Source organism: Plantactinospora sp. ZYX-F-223 (assembly GCF_039649625.1).
Taxonomy (GTDB): Bacteria; Actinomycetota; Actinomycetes; order Mycobacteriales; family Micromonosporaceae; genus Plantactinospora.
This window is the reverse complement of the sequence record NZ_JBDJAV010000012.1, coordinates 92,881-111,168: the sequence shown is the minus strand read 5'-3', so window position 1 is coordinate 111,168 and position 18,288 is coordinate 92,881. Positions and strand designations below refer to the sequence as shown.

The window sequence follows — 18,288 nt, the reverse complement described above, 5'->3', positions numbered from 1 at the left end:
ATCAGGACACCAGGAGACTCCATGCCGCCCAGCGCCGCCGCCACGACCGAGAGCCCGCCGACCCTCCGCCGCAGGCAGCCCGCTCTGGGCAGGGCCGCACTCCTGGTCACCGACACCGCGGCTTGGACGATCGGCTTCGGCTCGGGCGCCTGGACCAGATACGAGTTCGCCCTGACCACGAGTCAGTTCGTCCGGGCGCTCGCCGTCGGCATGCTCGCCGCCGCGTTGCACGCCACCATCGCTTCCGTCGGCCGCCGCTATCTGGGTCGGCATCCGCTGGGCAGCCTGCCGGACCTGCGCGCCCTCTCGGTCACGGTGGCCTGCACCGCGATCCTGGTGTTCCTGGCCGACATCGCGCAGCCGGACCGGCCGGTCCCGGCGAGTACCCCGCTGGTCGGCTCGGCGGTGGCCCTGCTGCTGATGGTCTGCGCCCGGGCCGCGTACCGGCACCGCCGGGACCGCTGGCTGCGCCCGGACACCCGGTCGGCGACCCCGGTGCTGCTGTTCGGCCTCGGCTCGGCCGGTCAGGGCCTGCTGCACGCCCTGGTCACCGACCCACAGGGCAGATATCTGCCGGTCGGACTGCTCGACGACGACCTCGACAAGCGGAACCTGCGGATCGACGGCGTCCGGATGCTGGGCGGCCGCCGGGAGATCCGGGAGGCGGTCACGCAGACCGGTGCCACCACGGTGATCTTCTCGGTGGCGAACGCGGACGCCGAGCTGATCCGCGAGGTCCGCGCCGCGACCCTACAGGCCGGCGCCGACTTCAAGGTGCTGCCGCCGGTCTCCGAACTGGTCGACCACCGGATCAGCGTCGCCGACGTACGTGACGTGGAGATCGACGACCTGCTCGGGCGCCGGCAGGTGGCCGCCGCCCTGGTCACCGCCGACTCGGCACTGACCGGGCAACGGGTACTGGTCACCGGCGCCGGCGGCTCGATCGGTGCCGAACTGTGCCGGCAGATCCTCCGGGCCGACCCGGCCGAGCTGATGATGCTCGACCGGGACGAGTCGGCGCTGCACAGTCTGCAACTCTCCGTCACCGGCCGGGCGCTGCTGGACGGGCCGGAGCTGATCCTGGCCGATCTGCGGGACAGCGAGGGAATCTCGCGGATTATTCGCGAGCGGCGTCCGGACATCATTTTCCACGCCGCCGCGCTCAAACACCTCACGCTGTTGCAGCGGCACCCCGGCGAGGCGATCAAGACGAATATCTGGGGTACGCTGTCGGTCCTGAATGCCGCTCGGGACGTGGCCAGGTTCGTGAACATTTCGACCGACAAGGCGGCGAACCCGATCAGCGTACTCGGCTATTCCAAGCGGATCACCGAACGGCTGACCGCGTACGCCGCCGCGAACAGCCCGGGCACATTCCTCAGCGTACGGTTCGGCAATGTGTTGAGCAGCCGGGGATCCGTGGTGACCGCGTTCCGGGCACAGATCGACGCCGGACTGCCGATCACCGTCACGCACCCCGACGTCACCCGCTACCTGATGAGCGTGCACGAGGCCGTGCAACTGGTCCTGCAGGCGGCGGCGATCGGGCGGGACGGCGAGGCGCTGGTGCTCGACATGGGTGCCCCGGTACGCATCGACGACCTGGCCAGGCAACTCGCCGCGCAGGTACCTGGCCCGCCGCGGATCGTCTACACCGGTCTGCGGCCCGGCGAGAAGCTGCACGAGGAACTGCTCGGTGACGGCGAACTCGACGTACGGCCGCTGCACCCGCTGGTCTCGCACGTGTCGGTTCCGCCGATGAACCCGACCGAGGTGACCGGGCTGGACCCGTTCGACGAACCGGAGAAGGTGATCGAACGCCTTGCCTGGCTCTGCGGCCAGCCGGACCAGCCCACCCCGCCCCTGGCGCTGGTGCCGAATACCCGAAACGCTCGCCCCTCCTCGTCCCGGTCGACGTGACACCGGTCGGGAATTGGACACGCCGCTGGCGGGTCGCCGCCGGGCCGTAGCAGGATTTCGGGGAATTGCCGCCGGGCTTCCGGCGGCCGCCTTCACCCGCCTGTCGACACTTTTCCACACCACCGACAGCGAGTGATCGTCGCCGAACGGAATTCGCGTCGCAGAAATGTCCGCGCGATGTTCGGCGACGATTTCCACAGTCACCGATCTCCTGGAGACACCACCGTGACCGAGAAGTTCGGCCTGATCGGCTTCGGCTACTGGGGCACCAATCTCGCCCGGAACCTCGACAAGCTGGCCGGAGACCGGTGGCGCTACCTGGTGGACGCCAGCCCCGAACGGCGGCAGGCGGCCACCGAGCGCTACCCGCAGGTGCGGGCCACCGGCGACCTGGACGCGGTGCTCGGCGACGACGAGGTCCGGGCGGTCCTGATCGCCACTCCCGCGCCGAGCCACGCCCCGCTGGCCCGCCGGGCGCTGGCGGCCGGCAAGCACGTCTTCGTCGAGAAGCCGCTGGCGATGTCGGTCGCCGACGCGGTCGCGCTGGCCGAGACGGCCGACCGGTACGGCCTGGTGCTGATGGTCGGGCACACCTTCGAGTACGTCCCGGCGGTCGAGCGGATGCGCGACTACATCCGGTCCGGCGAGATCGGCGACGTCCTCTACCTGCACTCCCAGCGGCTCAACCTGGGCCGGATCCAGAACGACCTGCACACCTTCTGGTCGATCGGGCCGCACGACGTCTCGATCGCCAACTACCTGCTCGACGCCGAGCCGCGCTGGGTCGCCGCCCAGGGCGGTCGCTACCTGCACGACGGCGTCGAGGACGTCACTTTCGTCACCGTCGGCTATCCGGGAGACGTGGTGGCGCACATGCACGTGAGCTGGCTGGACCCGGCGAAGACCCGGCGTACCACCGTGGTCGGTACCCGGCGGATGCTGGTCTACGACGACCTGAACACCGACGCCCGGCTCACCGTGCACGACAAGGGGGCGGACAGGCTGGAGCCGGACGGGGACGGCGTGCGGCGCTACCGGCTGCGCGACGACGCGGTGCACGTACCCGTGCTCTCCCCGGCGGAACCGCTCAGCCTGGAGTTGCGGCACTTCCTCGACTGCGTCCGCACCGGGGCACGCCCCCGGACGGACGGCTGGAACGGCGCCCGGGTGGTGGCGGTGCTGGAGGCCGCCGACGCCTCGCTGCGGGCCGGCGGCGCGACGGTGCCGGTGCCGCCCGTCGCCGGCCCGATGGACGCCGCCGGGACGTACCGCCGGCGTCCACACCCCGACGGCCCGCATCCCGACCTGACCACCGCCGCGCACTGACCACCTCTGCACCCTGAATCGCCCGGCGCCGCCAGCGCCCCGGCCCGACCGGCGGCCACGGCGGGCCGCAGGGGGTTCACCGAGCAACAGGAGCCTGAGATGCCCCGAATTCCCCTGGTCGACCTCGCCGCCGCCTACCACCGGCAGCGGGACGCGATCGACGCGGCGATCCGCGCGGTCGTCGAGGACACCCGGTTCATCCTCGGCCGGGAGGTCGGCGAGTTCGAGTCGGAGTTCGCCGCCTTCTGCGGCACCACGCATGCGGTCGGGGTCGCCTCCGGCACCGCCGCGATCCACCTGAGCCTGGCCGCGCTCGGCATCGGACCCGGCGACGAGGTGGCGGTGCCGGCGCACACCTTCGTCGCCACCGCCGAACCGGTGAGCTGGCTGGGTGCCCGGCCGCGCTTCGTCGAGGTGGACACCGAGACCGGCGGGATGGACCCGGACGCGCTGAAGTCGGTCGTCGACCGGGTCCGGGCGGTGCTCCCGGTGCACCTCTACGGCCTGCCGGTCGACCTGACCGCGATCGGCGCGCTCGCCTCGGCCGCCGGGGTGCCGCTGATCGAGGACGCCGCCCAGGCGCACGGCGCCGAGTACGTCCGGGACGACGGATCGGTGGTCCGGGCCGGGGCGTACGGCCGGATCGGCTGCTTCTCGTTCTATCCCGGCAAGAACCTCGGCGCGTTCGGCGACGCGGGCGCGGTCACCACCTCCGACCCGGCCCTCGCCGAGCGCGTCCGGAGGCTCTCCGACCACGGCCGCACCAGCAAGTACGAGCACCTCACCGTCGGCTACGCGGCCCGGCTGGACACCGTGCAGGCGGCCGTGCTCTCGGTCAAGCTGGGCACGCTGGCCCAGGGCAACCAGCGACGGCGGGACCTGGCGGCGGCGTACCGGTCCCGGCTGGACGGGGTCGGCGACCTGGTGCTGCCGGCCGAGCCGCCGAACCGGCGGGGCGTCTACCACCTCTTCGTGCTCCGGACCCGGCACCGGGACGGGTTGCTGGCCCACCTGCGCGACGCCGGCATCGGCGCCGGGGTGCACTATCCGATCCCGCTGCACCTGCAACCGGCGTACGCCTCGCTCGGGCACAAGCCCGGCGACCTGCCGGTCACCGAGGCGTGGGCCCGGGAGTGCCTCTCCCTGCCGATCTATCCGGAGCTCACCGAGGAGCAGCTGGAGACGGTCGTCGCCGAGGTGCGTGGCTACTTCGAGCGGGTGTGAGGGACGGGCCCTCCGTCGTCCGGAGCGCCCGCCCCGTCGTCCGCTCAGCTTCCCGGCGGGCTCAAGCTTCCGGACAGGCTCAGCTTCCGGACGGGCTCAACGCAGGCCGTTGCGGATCGCCACCGTCACCAGCCGCTCGGGGTAGTCGGTGATGATGCCGTCCACCCCGAGGTCGATCACCCGCTGCATCACCGCCGGATCGTCCACCGTGTACGGCACGACCTTCAGCCCGTACCGGCGTTGCAGGTCGGCGACCGTCGGGCCGTGGAAGTACGCCGGATCCTGCCGCAGGTACCAGTCGGCCGACGGCACGGTGCCCTGGGCCGGGTCGTGCACCTGCCAGTTCGCCGAGACGGTGCCGGCGCCGGAGGCCCGGACCAGCTTGCCGAGGTCCCGGTACCGCCACCAGTCCAGCCCGGCCGTCCACGGGCTGCGTACCGAGGGGTCGCCGTAGACCGCCCGCAGCGAGCACTCGTCGGCGAGGCTGGCGCACTCGGCCGGGCCGTACTGCCAGACCAGCGCGACGGTCTCGATCCGCCGGTTCAGGTCCCGGGCGTGGGTGATGGTCCGCCAGTCGAACGACTGGATCGTCACCCGGTCGGTGAAACCGGCCCGCTCGACCGCCCGGACCAGCTTCGCGGTGAAGCTGCGGTACGGCTCGGTGTCGTCCACCAGCGGGCTGAGCTTGGTCTCGATGTTCAGCCGTACATCCCGGCGACCGCTGCGCCGCACCAGGTCGAAGACCTCGTCCAGGGTGGGGATCCGGGCACCCGGCGCGGCGACCTGCTCCGGCAGCTCCGGCAGCGTCTTCGTGCCGCAGTCGAGGGTCCGGATCTGCTTCAGCGTCAGGTCGTGCACCCGCTTGCCGACGTACGGGAACGCCCGGTCACCCGGCCAGGCCGGGGCGGTGTCCTCGCAGTGGCTGCCGTTGACGGTCCGGTCGTGCAGCACCACCAGGTGACCGTCCCGGGTCACGCCGGTGTCCAGCTCCAGCGTGGAGATCGCCGGATTGCCGAGCGCGTTGGCGAAGGCCGGCAGGGTGTTCTCCGGCCGCGTCGCCCGGCCGCCCCGGTGCGCCTGGATGTCGAACGGCGCGGCGTACCCCTTCGGCAGCGGGATCCGGCGCTGCGCCAGCAGGGTACGCAGCCGGTCCGGGTAGTCGGTGATGATGCCGTCCACCCCGTCGTCGAGCAGCTTCGCCATCGTCGGCACGTCGTCGATCGTCCACGGCACCACCTTGATGCCGTGACGGTGCGCGTGCGCGATCATCTCCTTGGTCACGTACGGCCGGTAGCCCGGGTCGGTGACCGTGCCGTTCTGCGGGAAGCCGTGCACCGGGGAGAACGCGGTGGCGCCGAAGGTCCTGATCGCCGTGATCGGGTCGCCGCCGAAGTCGTCGATGTCGAGGCCGCCGAGCCAGGGCGAGGCACCCGGCTGCCCGGTCTGCAGGAAGTCGTAGTTGGTCAGCGCGACCAACGGCAGCCGGGGCTCGACCTGACGCACCCGCATCAGCGCACCCCAGTCGAAGCTCTGGATGGTCACCTGCTGTACCAGCCCGGCGGCCCGGATCTCGGCCACGGTGAGCTGCACGAACTGCTCACGGGGCGCGGTCTCGGTCGGCGCGCCGGCCTCCACCTTGGTTTCCACGTTGAGCGTGACGTCGTCCGCCCGGTAGCGCTTCACCAGCGCGAAGACCTCGCGCAGCAACGGCATCCGGGCCCCGGGTACGGCGAGCTGCCCCGGCTTGTCGGCCAGCGTCCTGGTGCCGCAGTCGAGGGTACGCACCTGGGCCAGGGTCAGCGTGTTGACGTACTTCCCGACGTACGGGAACTCGGGGTCGCCCGGGGTGGCCGGGGCGGTGTCGACGCACTTCGTACCGCTGACCCGGCGGTCGTGGGTGACCACCACCTGACGGTCCTCGGTCACCTGCACGTCCAGTTCGAGGGTGCGGACCCCGAGCTGGAGCGCGTTGCCGAACGAGGCGAGGGTGTTCTCCACCCGCAGGCCGAGCCCGCCCCGGTGAGCCTGTAGGTCGAAACTCCGCCGGGACTCCGGTCGGTGGCGCTCGCCCGCCTGGACGCCGGTGGGCGTCCCGGCCAGTACGGCCGCCGTCACCAGCAGCGCGCCGATCAGTTGGCGCCGTCGGGACATCGGTATCACCTATTCCAATGTGGTGCGTCGGAGCCCGGGTCGACCGGGCCTCCGGTGCGCTGTCGAGGGTCGAGCCGGGTCTGACCCGGTGATCGGGGCACAGCATCACGACAGTCGGCGGCCGAGAGGCGTGCAGTGGGCGACATCGGCGTGAACCGGGGTCGACGGCCGACGGCGGATCGGACGAACCGGTGGGGATGTCCGACCGGTCGGGCAGCGCACACCGGAGCGCACGCTGTCCATTGCGCGATCGAGGGCCCCGATTTGACAACAACAGTCGGTTGTGCTTCGGCTACAATGAGCCGCGACCACGTCACCCAACCATCCACGGGGAGGGGTTGCGATGAGCCCGGTTGGTCCATCGGTGGGCGCGGCAGCCGGCGCGATCGGCGCGGCAGCCGCCGCGGTCATCGGCCAGATCAATGTCGAGATCGACGGTCTGGCGAGCGCGGCGGCGGCGATGCGCGAGGAACTCAAGGAGGGCTACCGCACCCAGGTGCCCCCGGTGCACGACGCCATGCAGCAGGGCGCGACGATCGGCGACCGGCTCGAGGGCGACGACTGGCTGCGCCTCCAGGAGCGCTACGACGAGTGCATCCACAAGAGCCTGGAGGCACTGGTCAACCTGGACAAGGGGACTCAGGCGGTGGCACAGGCGGCCGAGCAGATCGCGGCCAACTACCGGGGCTCCGACGCGTTCGCGCACGCCACCGTCAGCGACGTGCACCAGGTCCTGCCGCCGACCGAACAGACCAGGCCGGCTTCCAGCGCGAACCCGGCCGCACCGGCCACCGGGACCGGAGGCGACGGCAATGGCTGAGGAGTACATCCCGCACCTGTGGCGGCTGGTCGAGGCGGCGCAGCAGAAGCTACAGCCGAGCCGGGACCAGGTGGCGGCCTGGGAGCGGGCGTCCAGCATGCTGAGCGGGCACGCCGCCAGATTGCAGAACTGCCGCAACCAGCTCGCCGCTCTGTGGCCGCCGGAGCAGAACGCGGCCTCGGCGGCGTACATGGTCGAGCTGGACCGGCTGATCGAGGCGAGCCGACAGACGTCGACCGCGGCGCAGAACAACGCCACGCACATCGGGCACGTGGCGGACGCCATCGAGCAGGCGCGGACCAAGCTGGAACCGATCTACAAGGAATACCTGGAAAACCAGCGGAAGCTCGCCGACTACCAGCAGCAGGTCGAACTGGCCGGCGACGTCGGGGCGGCGGCCGGCGGAGTCGCCGGATCGCGCTTCGGCCTGACCAGCCTGGGCCAGAAGGCCGGGGACTTCCTCGGCGAGGGCGGGATGACGCTCTTCACGGATCCGCCGGTGAGCGATGCCCAGCAGGCGGCGCTGGTCGCCCGGGCCCGCGCGGTGCAGGCGGAGGTGGACGGCGCGGCGCGGGACGGTGGCGGCCGGATCCAGCCGCCGCCGGAGTACGTCCCACCGTTGACCAACAAGGAGGGCGATCCCCGGCAATTCGACGACGACTCGGACGGGACGGTCCGGCCACCCGTGGTCAACCCGCCGCCGCGCCGCCGGGGCGAGGTGGAGGACTCCCGGCCCGGCTACATCGACGGGACGCCGCCGCCGGACATCCACACCGAACTGACCCCGGAACAGGTCACTCCGCCCACCTACCCGGTGGAGGAGGGTCCGAGCCTGACCGCTGTCGCCCCGCCGACCACCGGGCCGCCCCCGCCCGTCACAGCGGTTCCGCCCGCCCCGCCGACCACCGGGCCGCCGGCTCCGGTACCACTGGTCGTCCCGCCCACCATCGGCGTGCCACCCGGTCCCGGCGGACCACCGGGCACCGGCCCGGGACTCGGCAACGGGCCACGCGTCCCGGGTGTGCCGGGCAAGGTCGGCCCGCTCGGTACGGTGCCGACCGGTGTGCCGCCGGGCGGTGTGATCGGTGCCCGGCCCAGCGGAAACGTCGGCGTGCCACCGGGCGGCGTCGGCGCATCCCGCTCGGGCGGCGTACCCAAGGGGATCAATCCGGTCGGCGGCGTCATCGGGCCGCAGGGCGGCCGCCCCGGCCCGGCCGGCGCCAGGTCGGGCCCCCGCCGACCCGGCACCGGCGGCGTGCCCGGCGCGGCCAGCGGGACCCGGGGCCGTCGCGACCAGGAGGAACCCGAGCAGAAGCACTGGGACCCCGACAATCCGTGGGAGGTCGAGCAGGGCGTCGCGCCCGAAATCGAGCCGAACCGGGACGTCGGCCGACACGAGCCCGGTGGCGGAATCCTCGGGAAGGACCGGTGAGGAGAGCCACCAGGTTCCACGCACGGCTGCCGCGCTGGTGCGCGGCAGCCGTCTGCGGTCTGCTCGTGGCACTGGTCGGCGCCCCACCGGCAATGGCGGACGCGGCCCGGGACCGGCAGTGGCACCTGCGGGCGCTCGGCGTCGCGCAGGCGCACCGGGTCACCCAGGGCGCCGGGGTCGTGGTGGCGGTGATCGACACCGGGGTGCGGGCGGACCACAAGGACCTGACCGGCAACGTCCTGCCCGGCGTCGACGTGACCGGCGCGGGGACCGACGGCCGACAGGACACCGACGGACACGGCACCGCGATGGCGGGACTGATCGCCGGGCACGGGCACGGGCCGGACAACGCCGACGGCGTGCTCGGGATCGCCCCTAAGGCCAAGATCCTGCCGGTACGGAGTTCCCGGACCAAGGTCGGTGCCGGCGACGACCTGCCGCCGGCGATCCGGGAGGCGGTTCGCCGCAAGGCGGGCGTGCTGTCGCTATCGCTCTCCGGCGGCGCCAGCGAGAGCCTGGAGCAGGCCGTCCAGGAGGCTTTGGCCGCCGACGTCGTTCTGGTGGCTGCCGCCGGGAACCGGCCGGACGACGCGTTCGTCGGCTATCCGGCGGCCTACCCGGGAGTGCTCGCCGTCGGCGCCACCGGACGGGACGGGAAACTCGCCCCGGTCAGCGTCACCGGCGACGCGATCGGGCTTGTCGCGCCCGGCGTGGACATCGCCTCCACCAGCCGGACCGGGGCGTACCAGTCCGCCACCGGGACGAGCGATTCCACGGCGATCGTGGCCGGGGCCGCCGCCCTGGTCCGGGCGAGATATCCGGATCTCTCCGCCGCCGAGGTGGTGCACCGGCTCACCGCGACCGCCACCGACCGGGGCGCCCGCGGCCGGGATCCCGAGTACGGCCACGGGGTGCTGAACCTCGTCGAGGCGCTGACCGCCGACGTCGAGCCGGCCGGGGCGCAGCCCAGCCCCGGCACCCGACCGACTCCCACGGGGGACGCGACGTCACCGGCCGTGGCCGCACCGCCGCCCGGCGACGGGTCGGCCGAGGTCCGGCTCAGCCCCGCCGCGTACGTGGTCGGTGGGCTCTGCCTGCTGGTGGCGTTGGCCGGTGCCGGCGTACTCGGCTGGTTGCTGGTGCGTGGCCGACGCCGACGACAAGGCGGCGGGGGGCCTTCCGTTCCTGGGCACCCGGTGCCGCCCCGTCCCGCTCCGACGGCGAGGTACCCGGGACCACCGGGTGCACGGCCGTATCCGTCCGGATATCCGGCGCCACCGCAGCACCCCCCGGGCGGCCATCCGCCCGGTTACGGCCCACCCGGACCGCCGTACCCGCCGAGGCACCCTGGCACACCGCCGCCGGGCGGATAGCTGCGGGTACGCGCCTACCTCAACCACCGGTAAACGATCCAGGCCGCTGGCAGGTCGGGTTCAGGCCGGACACGTCGGTCGTGGGCGGGACGCGGGGTGGGCGTACCGTCCTTGAGATGCGGCAGGACGGGTCCGGTGACTGGGCGGAGCAACGACGGCAGGCGGTCGCCGCCCGGGCACTGGCCGACCAGCACCGTCGGGACGCGGAGCACGAGCAGGCCCGGCAGCTCGTCGCGGCGTTCGTCGCGCAGGCCCGGGAGCGGGGGCTGCGGCAGACCAGACTGACCGCACTCGCCTACAACGGCCGTACCCGTTACCGCACCAAGCTCACCGGCTGGTACCTGGACCTCGCCCGGATCCACGCGGTGGACGACGCCGGCAACTTCTACCTGCTGACCGTGCCGACCAGCCTGCGTGCCCGGTTCACCGGTGCGACTGTCCGGCCGCAATCCGCGAAGCTGGTCGTCGGTGAGGGCGGGCCGGACGGCCAGTCGATGCCGCTGGCCGCGCTGTTGCGCAAGCGGCTCGACGCCGGTGACCGGTGGCCCGAGACCGCCTGACACGACGTCCGGGTTGCCACCGCGAGGCTCCCGGCCCGGTCAGGCGCCCTTCAGCACCTCGGTGATCAGTGCCTGCGCCTCTTCCTGGAGCCGGCCGAGGTGCTCCGGTCCCCGGAAGGACTCCGCGTAGATCTTGTAGACGTCCTCCGTACCGGACGGGCGGGCGGCGAACCAGCCGGACTCGGTGCTGACCTTCAGCCCGCCGATCGCCGCACCGTTGCCCGGCGCCTCGGTCAGGATGGCGGTGATCGGCTCCCCAGCCAGTTCGGTGGCGGTGACCTGGTCCGGGGAGAGCCGCCCGAGCACCGCCTTCTGGGCCCGGTCGGCCGGCGCGTCGATCCGGGCGTACGCCGGCTCGCCGAACCGGGACACCAGGTCGGCGTAGTGTTCGCTCGGCGTCCGCCCGGTCACCCCGATGATCTCGGCGGCCAGCAGGCAGAGCAGGATGCCGTCCTTGTCGGTGGTCCAGGTCCGGCCGTCGCGGGCCAGGAACGACGCCCCGGCGCTCTCCTCGCCGCCGAAGCCGACCGAGCCGTCCAGCAGCCCCGGCACGAACCACTTGAAGCCGACCGGGACCTCCAGCAGCTTCCGGCCCAGGTCGGCGGCGACCCGGTCGATCATGGACGAGGAGACCAGGGTCTTGCCGACCGCCGCGTCCGCGGACCAGTCGGGCCGGTTGCCGAACAGGTAGGAGATCGCCACCGCGAGGTAGTGGTTCGGGTTCATCAGGCCGCCGTCCGGGGTGACGATACCGTGCCGGTCGGCGTCGGCGTCGTTGCCGGTGGCGACCTGGTAGTCGGCGCGCCGGGCGATCAGCGAGGCCATCGCGTACGGGGACGAACAGTCCATCCGGATCTTGCCGTCCCAGTCCAGGGTCATGAACCGCCAGGTCGGGTCGACCAGCGGATTCACCACGGTCAGATCCAGGCCGTGCCGGTCCGCGATCTCGCCCCAGTACGCCACGCTCGCCCCGCCCAGCGGGTCCGCGCCGATCCGCACCCCGGCGGCCCGTACCGCCGGCAGGTCGAGCGCCGAGGGCAGGTCGTCGACGTACTCGGCGAGGAAGTCGTACCGGCCGGTGGTGTCGGCGGCGCGCGCCCGGGCGTACGGGATGCGCCTGACCTCGCGGAGTCCGTCGGCCAGCAGCGCGTTCGCCCGGTCCTGGATCCACCTCGTCGCGTCGGTGTCGGCCGGGCCGCCGTGCGTCGGGTTGTACTTGAACCCGCCGTCCGAGGGCGGGTTGTGCGACGGGGTGATCACGATCCCGTCGGCGAGCCCGCTGGTACGCCCGGAGTTGTGCCGGAGCACCGCGTGCGACAGCGCCGGGGTCGGGGTGTAGCCGTCCCGGCTGTCGACCAGCACCGTCACCTCGTTGGCGGCCAGCACCTCCAGCGCGCTCACCATGGCCGGCTCGGAGAGCGCATGCGTGTCCCGGGCCAGGTACAGCGGCCCGTCGACGCCCTGATCCCGCCGGTATTCGCAGGTCGCCTGCGTGATCGCCAGGATGTGCCGCTCGTTGAACGCCGCCCGCAGGCTCGACCCACGGTGCCCGGAGGTGCCGAACGAGACCTGCTGCGCCGGGTCGGCCGGGTCCGGCTGCTCGGCGTAGTACGCGGTGACGAGCCGGGGCACGTCCACCAGGTCCTCGGGCTCGGCGGGCTGGCCGGCGCGGGCGTGTACCGACATGTGACCTCCTTCTGGCACGGGTGTGGGAACGCGGAACCGGGGGTGCCGGCTCCGCCGGTGGCGGCCGACGGGTCAGGGCTCGACGCGCTGCCCCTTGCCGACGACCACGATCCCACGGTCGGAGACCGTGTACCGCTCACGGTCGCGGTCCAGGTCGACGCCGATCTCCGCGCCCTCCGGCACCACCACGTTCTTGTCGAGGATGGCGTTGCGGACCACGGCGTGCCGGCCGATCTCCACCCCTTCCATCACTACCGAGCCTTCCACGCGGGCCCAGGAGTGCACCCGGACATTCGGCGAGACGACCGAGTTCTCCACCAGCGCACCGGAGATCACCACCCCCGGGGAGATCATCGACTCCACCGCCCGGCCGATCCGCTCCTCCAGCCCGTGCACGAACTTGGCCGGCGGCCACGGCGGGTGGTCGGTGTAGATCGGCCACTCGTAGTTGTAGAGGTTGAAGACCGGGTGTACGGCGATCAGGTCCATGTGCGCCTCGTAGAACGAGTCCAGCGTCCCCACGTCCCGCCAGTACGCCCGGTCCCGGTCGGTGCTGCCCGGCACCTCGTTGTCGCGGAAGTCGTAGACGTTGGCCTCGCCCCGCTCGACCAGCATGGGGATGATGCTGCCGCCCATGTCGTGCTTGCTGGCCCGGTCGGCCGCGTCGGTCTCCACCGCCTCGCAGAGCACCCTGGTGGTGAAGACGTAGTTGCCCATCGACGCGTAGATCTCGTCGGGCGCGTCCGGCAGGCCCTTCGCGTCGGTCGGCTTCTCGCGGAACGCCTGGATCCGCCGGCCGTCCGACCCCACCTCGATCACCCCGAACTGGTCGGCGGAGGCGAGCGGCTGGCGGATGCCGGCGACCGTCACCCCGGCGCCGGAGTCGATGTGCTGCTCCAGCATCTGCCGGGGGTCCATCCGGTAGATGTGGTCGGCGCCGAACACGATGACGTAGTCCGGCTGCTCGTCGTTGATCAGGTTGAAGCTCTGGTAGATCGCGTCGGCCGAGCCGGCGAACCACCACGGTCCGCGGCGCTGCTGCGCCGGTACCGGCGTCACGTAGTTGCCGAGCAGGTTCGACATCCGCCAGGTCTTGGTGACGTGCCGGTCCAGCGAGTGCGACTTGTACTGGGTCAGCACCACTATCTTCAGGAACCCGCCATTGGCCAGGTTGGACAGCACAAAATCGATCATGCGGTACATGCCGCCGAACGGAACGGCCGGCTTGGCACGGTCGGCGGTCAGGGGCATCAGTCGCTTGCCCTCACCCCCGGCCAGGACGATCGCGAGGACCTTGGCTGACATGTCCCGACGGTAACGGAGCCGGCAGCCCACCGCACGGGGCTCGTCGGCTTCGTCCCAGCAAGATCTTCAACGGCCCGATTCGCCCGGATCCACGGCACCAGCCGGGGTTGGCCGAGGACGCCCGCGACGGGGTTCAGCGGGCCGGCGCGGACCTGCCCGGGCTCGGCTACCCGTCGAGGGCTTCGGCGGCCGCGGCGGCGACGCTGTCGGCCAGTACGCCGAGGAGCCGGGAGTCGAGCCGCCACTGCTGCCAGTAGAGCGGAACCTCGACCACCGCCGCCGGGTCGATCGGCACCAGGCTGCCGGCCGGATAGCGCTCGCTCTGCTGGGGCGGCACCATCCCCCAGCCGAGCCCGAGCCGGATCGCCTCCGGAAAATCCCCGGAGGACGGGACGTAGTTGCGCGGCGGGTTCCAGTCCCGGCGGGACCGCTGCCGCAGGTAGCGCTCCTGGAGGTCGTCCCGGCGGTCGAAGACCACCATCGGGGCGCGGGCCAGTGCCTCGACGGTCGGGCCGTCCGGCAACCAGGTCCGGAGGTACTCGGGACTGGCCATCGGGCGGTAGCGCATCCGGCCGAGCGGGCGTACCGCGCAGCCCTGTACCGGCCGGGACTCGGAGGTGATCGCCGCCATCGCCGTACCCTGGCGGAGCAGTTCGACCGAGTGGTCCTGGTCCTCCCGGTAGACGTCGACACAGATCCGCTCGCGGGCGGCCGCCGCCAGCGCCGGGAGTACCCAGGTGTTCAACGAGTCGCCGTTGACCACGATCGGGATCCGGCTGAACTCCGCGGGCTCGGCCGAGTCCTGCCCGAGTTCCTGGAGCGCGTCGGTGGCGAGCAGCGCGACCTGGCGGGCCAGCCGGAGCACGACCTGCCCCGAGGGGGTCGGGCGGGCCGGCTTGCCGCGTTCGACCAGCACCCGGCCGACGGTGCTCTCCAGCGCCTTCATCCGCTGGCTGACCGCCGAGGGGGTGACGTGCAGCCGCCGGGCCGCCGCCTCGAACGAGCCGTCGTCGACGACGGAGACGAAGGTCCGGAGCTGCTCGAACTGGAGGTCCACGTTAAGCAAGTCTAACGAATCATAAGAATGATTAGCTGGAGTGGTCCGGACGGGTTACCTAGGGTCGGGCCCGTGATCCTCTCCTCCACTGCCGCCGCCACCTCCGGTGTACTGCCCGTCCTCGTCGCCGGGTTCGGCGTCGGCCTCTCCCTGATCGTGGCGATCGGGGCGCAGAACGCGTACGTGCTCCGGCAGGGCGTACGCGCCGAACACGTCCTGCCGATCGTGGCGATCTGCGCCGTCTCGGACGCGGCACTGATCCTGGCCGGCATCAGCGGGATCGGGGCGGTGGTCGAACGCGCCCCGGTCGCGCTCACCGTGGTCCGCTGGGCCGGCGCCGCCTTCCTGGTCGGCTACGGCCTGCTCGCCGCCCGCCGGGTCTTCGCCACCCAGAGCCTCCGGGCCGGCACCGGCGGCGGCACCTCGACGCTGCGCACCGCGGTACTCACCGTGCTGGCGATGACCTGGCTCAATCCGCACGTCTATCTGGACACCGTCCTGCTGGTCGGCTCGATCGCCAACACGCACGGCCAGGCCGGCCGGTGGTCGTTCGGGGCCGGGGCCGCGCTCGCCAGCTTCGTCTGGTTCGCCGCGCTCGGCTACGGGGCCCGGCTGCTCGGCCGGGTCTTCGCCCGCCCGGTCGCCTGGCGCGTCCTGGACGCTCTGATCGCGATCACGATGATCACCATCGGCGTGAGCCTGGTGGCGGGCTGAGCGGCCCCGCCCGAGGTCGGCGGCGCATCTCGCGCCCAGGGTCGACGGCACGGCGACAGGTGACGACATCAGGGACGTCGGCGAGACGACAGCAAGGATGACCGTTCGGTTGAGGAAGGTCATATAAACAGCCCCTATAGTCGTACCGATCGATATGCGGCTTCCTCGTGGCCCACCAAGGATCGTGATCCGACAAGCCCACCACGCGGTTCCGTCCGTCGATCACCGCACCCGGCATTTCCCGTTCCGCCCGGAGCGGAGGTCCCGTCCGACCGCCATCACCCGGCACCGGAGGATGCCGAGACAACGGTGGACGGACCACCGGCACGGTGCTCGTCATCCCAGCTAGGGCCGACATTGTGAGCGTGGGCCGAATGACACTCCGAACGCAGGCCACGGGAGCGACCGTCACCGGTCTCCGTAGGTCGGAATATCTTGAGGCCAGATTGCGCGCCTTCCGGGCCCGCGAACTCGCCGACCGGCAGCATCCGACACCTACCCGGGTGGCCGCGGACGCGGCGTCACGCGTACTGCCACTGCTCGGCGGTTACACCGGGATCTTGTTGTTCGCCTTTCCCTACAACCTGCCCGCAATAGCCGTCTTCGCGATAGCCACCGTCTCCGTACTCGGCTCCTGGTTCCACGATTCGGTCCACCGGAGCGTCCAGGCACCCGCCACCGTCGCCTTCCTGCTGGCCCGGCTCGGTGCGAGTCCCGTCGGATTCAGTCCGAGCTGGTGGGCCTACAAGCATGTCCGACTCCATCACCGATACCCCGGAAACCCGGAGTTCGATCCCGACATCCAGTTCGGTCGGCTGGGGCGGGTCTCGTCCGCGCAGCAGTGGCAGCCACTGCACCTGACCCAACACGTCCACATGTGGTTACTGCTCCCGTTCTCGACGCTGAACATGCTCAAGCCGGCCGAGCCCGGTCTCGTACGCCGCTACAACAACCTTCCCGGAATCAGGATCACGACGCCCGGCTGGTTCTTCCTGGTCGACAAGTACGCCGGGCCGGTGGTCGTCTGGGTCCCGGTCCTTCTCGCACAGTCCCTGCGGGGGGCGGTCTTGACCTTCCTCGTCTTCCACCTGCTCACCGGCACGCTGGTCTCCTTCGTCACCCAGGTCCAGCACAACACCGCGCTCTCCGACGCCAGCGACGACTACTCGGCCCGCTGGCCCCTGTGCGAGCAGGTACTGCGCACCACCGACGTGGGCCGGTCGCAGGACTTCTGGTGGTGGCTCTGCGGTGGGGTGAACTTCCACGTCGCCCACCACCTGGCACCGAGTCTCACCTTCTTCGAACTGCCGGCCGTGACCGCGCGGTTGCGGGCGGACCTTCGGGAGATCGGCATCGACCTACCGGTGCACAGGAACATGATCGAGGCCCTCCGGTCGCACGCGTCGCTCGTCCGCAGCCTCGCCCGGCGCCCTTCCGACAGCCTCCCGCACAGGCTCGGCAGCAGCCTCGACAGATAGCCGAAAGGACCCAGGGTGCAGCCAGTACCGAAACAAACGCAGCGCACCGAACCGGCGCCCATCCCGGACCTGAGGCCATTCGTCGTGGAACCTCTGATCCTGGCCAGGCTGGACGGCGCCGCGGCGGGCAACCTGACCGTCGCCCTCTGCACCGCCGCACTGACCGCGCTGGCGGCCATCTGGTCGGCAGCCGCATCCGGCCTGTTCCTGCGGTCGAAGGACGCGGACGCCCTGTGGAACGACATCTGGCTCTTCGCGCTCCGCAACGAGTCGAACGGTGTCGACACATCCGTTCCCTACCTGCGCGACTATCCGTCCATCATCCTGACCTTCACCATCGCCGCCTCGGTGCCGCTGGTCTACGCCCTGTACCGGGGAGCCGCCAGCCTGCATTCCGAGATGGAGGCGTCCGGCTGCGTCAAGTACGACGAGGCCGGCCGGCGGAAGCTCACCGAGGCCGTGGAAGCGGTCAATCTCCGGCTTCGGCGTTGGGGAAAGTTCTCGCCTCTCGCATTCGCGGTCGCCCTCGCCTTCACGACTCTCACCAACCTGGCGCTCCAGTCCGGGCTGTTCGGATTTCTCGCTCCCGGGCTTTACGACGAGTGGTGGGCGAGTCTCCAACCGCTACGCCCCGGAGGTGTAGTCTGGATTCTCTTTGGGGCGATCGGCATCTATATGGTTTACGCGGAGGCGGTGGTGGGTCTCACGTATGTCTCGTTCCTGAAGCGTCTCCACAACGACTACCAGTTCAGGGCCAACATGCTAAACCCCGACGGGTTCTTCGGCTGGCTCCGACTACGGCAGTTAATCACGAACATGCAGGCCGGAGCGTTGTGCACGCTACTCAGCGCCTGGGCGCTGTCCTTCTTTCTGGAGCCGGCGACCGGCACCATCGCGACCGTCGTCCTGCTCTCGGTGTTCATCGGCGTCGTCGGCTATGTGTTCTTCGCCGTCAACATAAACTTCCGCCGTCAGGTCCGGCGAGACAAGGAGGCCCAGACGCGGGAGGTGGCGGAGGAGATAAAGAAGAACGCCGGACGGACGGATACGGAGGGCCTGCTGCTGCTCCTGGTCGCCTATCAACGACTCGAATACATTGCCAAGATTCCCTCAACCCCGATACGACAACGATGGCTGGTCGCCGGCGCCCTCTCCATCCTCGGCCCCATCTCTGCGATTTCCATTCAGGTGGTCAAATACTTCTCACCATGACCATCGGCCGACCCATTTAGGAGCCCCAGA

14 protein-coding genes are annotated in these 18,288 nt (G+C 71.3%); 10 read left to right on the top strand and 4 right to left on the bottom strand.

The window, feature by feature from the left end; translation table 11 throughout:
• Positions 1 to 21: 21 nt before the first annotated feature.
• The 3 genes from AAH979_RS14520 to AAH979_RS14510 all read left to right on the top strand — a co-directional run bounded on the left by AAH979_RS14520 (position 22) and on the right by AAH979_RS14510 (position 4,470).
• Positions 22 to 1,920 (top strand): nucleoside-diphosphate sugar epimerase/dehydratase, encoded by a 1,899-nt coding sequence (locus AAH979_RS14520; protein ID WP_346258611.1) that lies wholly within the window; start codon positions 22 to 24, stop codon positions 1,918 to 1,920.
• A 225-nt stretch (positions 1,921 to 2,145) separates the two neighbouring features.
• Complete coding sequence (locus AAH979_RS14515; protein WP_346258610.1) at positions 2,146 to 3,246, top strand: Gfo/Idh/MocA family oxidoreductase; 1,101 nt, start codon at positions 2,146 to 2,148, stop codon at positions 3,244 to 3,246.
• A 99-nt stretch (positions 3,247 to 3,345) separates the two neighbouring features.
• On the top strand, positions 3,346 to 4,470 hold the full coding sequence (locus AAH979_RS14510; RefSeq protein ID WP_346258609.1) for a DegT/DnrJ/EryC1/StrS family aminotransferase: 1,125 nt from the start codon (positions 3,346 to 3,348) through the stop codon (positions 4,468 to 4,470).
• 96 nt (positions 4,471 to 4,566) lie between these two features.
• Here AAH979_RS14510 and AAH979_RS14505 read toward each other — a convergent pair whose 3' ends face one another.
• The gene (locus AAH979_RS14505; protein WP_346258608.1) at positions 4,567 to 6,621 is read right to left on the bottom strand and encodes a glycerophosphodiester phosphodiesterase family protein; all 2,055 of its coding nucleotides are present in this window, start codon (positions 6,619 to 6,621) and stop codon (positions 4,567 to 4,569) included.
• Positions 6,622 to 6,964: 343 nt separating this feature from the next.
• Here AAH979_RS14505 and AAH979_RS14500 point away from each other — a divergent pair, with 343 nt between their 5' ends.
• The 4 genes from AAH979_RS14500 to AAH979_RS14485 all read left to right on the top strand — a co-directional run bounded on the left by AAH979_RS14500 (position 6,965) and on the right by AAH979_RS14485 (position 10,806).
• Positions 6,965 to 7,441, top strand: a complete 477-nt coding sequence (locus AAH979_RS14500) for a hypothetical protein (RefSeq protein ID WP_346258607.1) — start codon at positions 6,965 to 6,967, stop codon at positions 7,439 to 7,441.
• Entirely contained in the window at positions 7,434 to 8,873 is a 1,440-nt protein-coding gene (locus AAH979_RS14495; RefSeq protein WP_346258606.1) for a hypothetical protein, read from the top strand. Before AAH979_RS14500 ends, AAH979_RS14495 begins: the two co-directional genes overlap by 8 nt.
• Entirely contained in the window at positions 8,870 to 10,246 is a 1,377-nt protein-coding gene (locus tag AAH979_RS14490; protein ID WP_346258605.1) for a S8 family serine peptidase, read from the top strand. Before AAH979_RS14495 ends, AAH979_RS14490 begins: the two co-directional genes overlap by 4 nt.
• 116 nt (positions 10,247 to 10,362) lie before the next feature.
• Positions 10,363 to 10,806 (top strand): hypothetical protein, encoded by a 444-nt coding sequence (locus AAH979_RS14485; protein ID WP_318401102.1) that lies wholly within the window; start codon positions 10,363 to 10,365, stop codon positions 10,804 to 10,806.
• Positions 10,807 to 10,845: 39 nt separating this feature from the next.
• On the opposite strand, the gene pgm is transcribed toward AAH979_RS14485, so the two are convergent.
• The 3 genes from pgm to AAH979_RS14470 all read right to left on the bottom strand — a co-directional run bounded on the left by pgm (position 10,846) and on the right by AAH979_RS14470 (position 14,854).
• Positions 10,846 to 12,492 (bottom strand): phosphoglucomutase (alpha-D-glucose-1,6-bisphosphate-dependent), encoded by a 1,647-nt coding sequence (gene pgm / locus AAH979_RS14480; RefSeq protein ID WP_346258604.1) that lies wholly within the window; start codon positions 12,490 to 12,492, stop codon positions 10,846 to 10,848.
• A 72-nt stretch (positions 12,493 to 12,564) separates the two neighbouring features.
• Positions 12,565 to 13,827, bottom strand: coding sequence for a glucose-1-phosphate adenylyltransferase (gene glgC / locus AAH979_RS14475; RefSeq protein WP_346258603.1), 1,263 nt, complete (start codon positions 13,825 to 13,827; stop codon positions 12,565 to 12,567).
• Positions 13,828 to 13,963: 136 nt separating this feature from the next.
• Entirely contained in the window at positions 13,964 to 14,854 is an 891-nt protein-coding gene (locus AAH979_RS14470) for a LysR family transcriptional regulator ArgP (protein WP_346258602.1), read from the bottom strand.
• Between the two features lie 72 nt (positions 14,855 to 14,926).
• Between AAH979_RS14470 and AAH979_RS14465 the strand changes: the two genes are divergently transcribed.
• The 3 genes from AAH979_RS14465 (at position 14,927) to AAH979_RS14455 (ending at position 18,258) form a co-directional block, all read left to right on the top strand.
• Positions 14,927 to 15,568, top strand: a complete 642-nt coding sequence (locus AAH979_RS14465) for a LysE/ArgO family amino acid transporter (protein WP_346258601.1) — start codon at positions 14,927 to 14,929, stop codon at positions 15,566 to 15,568.
• 374 nt (positions 15,569 to 15,942) lie between these two features.
• Complete coding sequence (locus tag AAH979_RS14460; RefSeq protein ID WP_346258600.1) at positions 15,943 to 17,046, top strand: fatty acid desaturase; 1,104 nt, start codon at positions 15,943 to 15,945, stop codon at positions 17,044 to 17,046.
• Positions 17,047 to 17,061: 15 nt separating this feature from the next.
• Positions 17,062 to 18,258, top strand: coding sequence for a hypothetical protein (locus tag AAH979_RS14455; RefSeq protein ID WP_346258599.1), 1,197 nt, complete (start codon positions 17,062 to 17,064; stop codon positions 18,256 to 18,258).
• Positions 18,259 to 18,288: the final 30 nt, after the last annotated feature.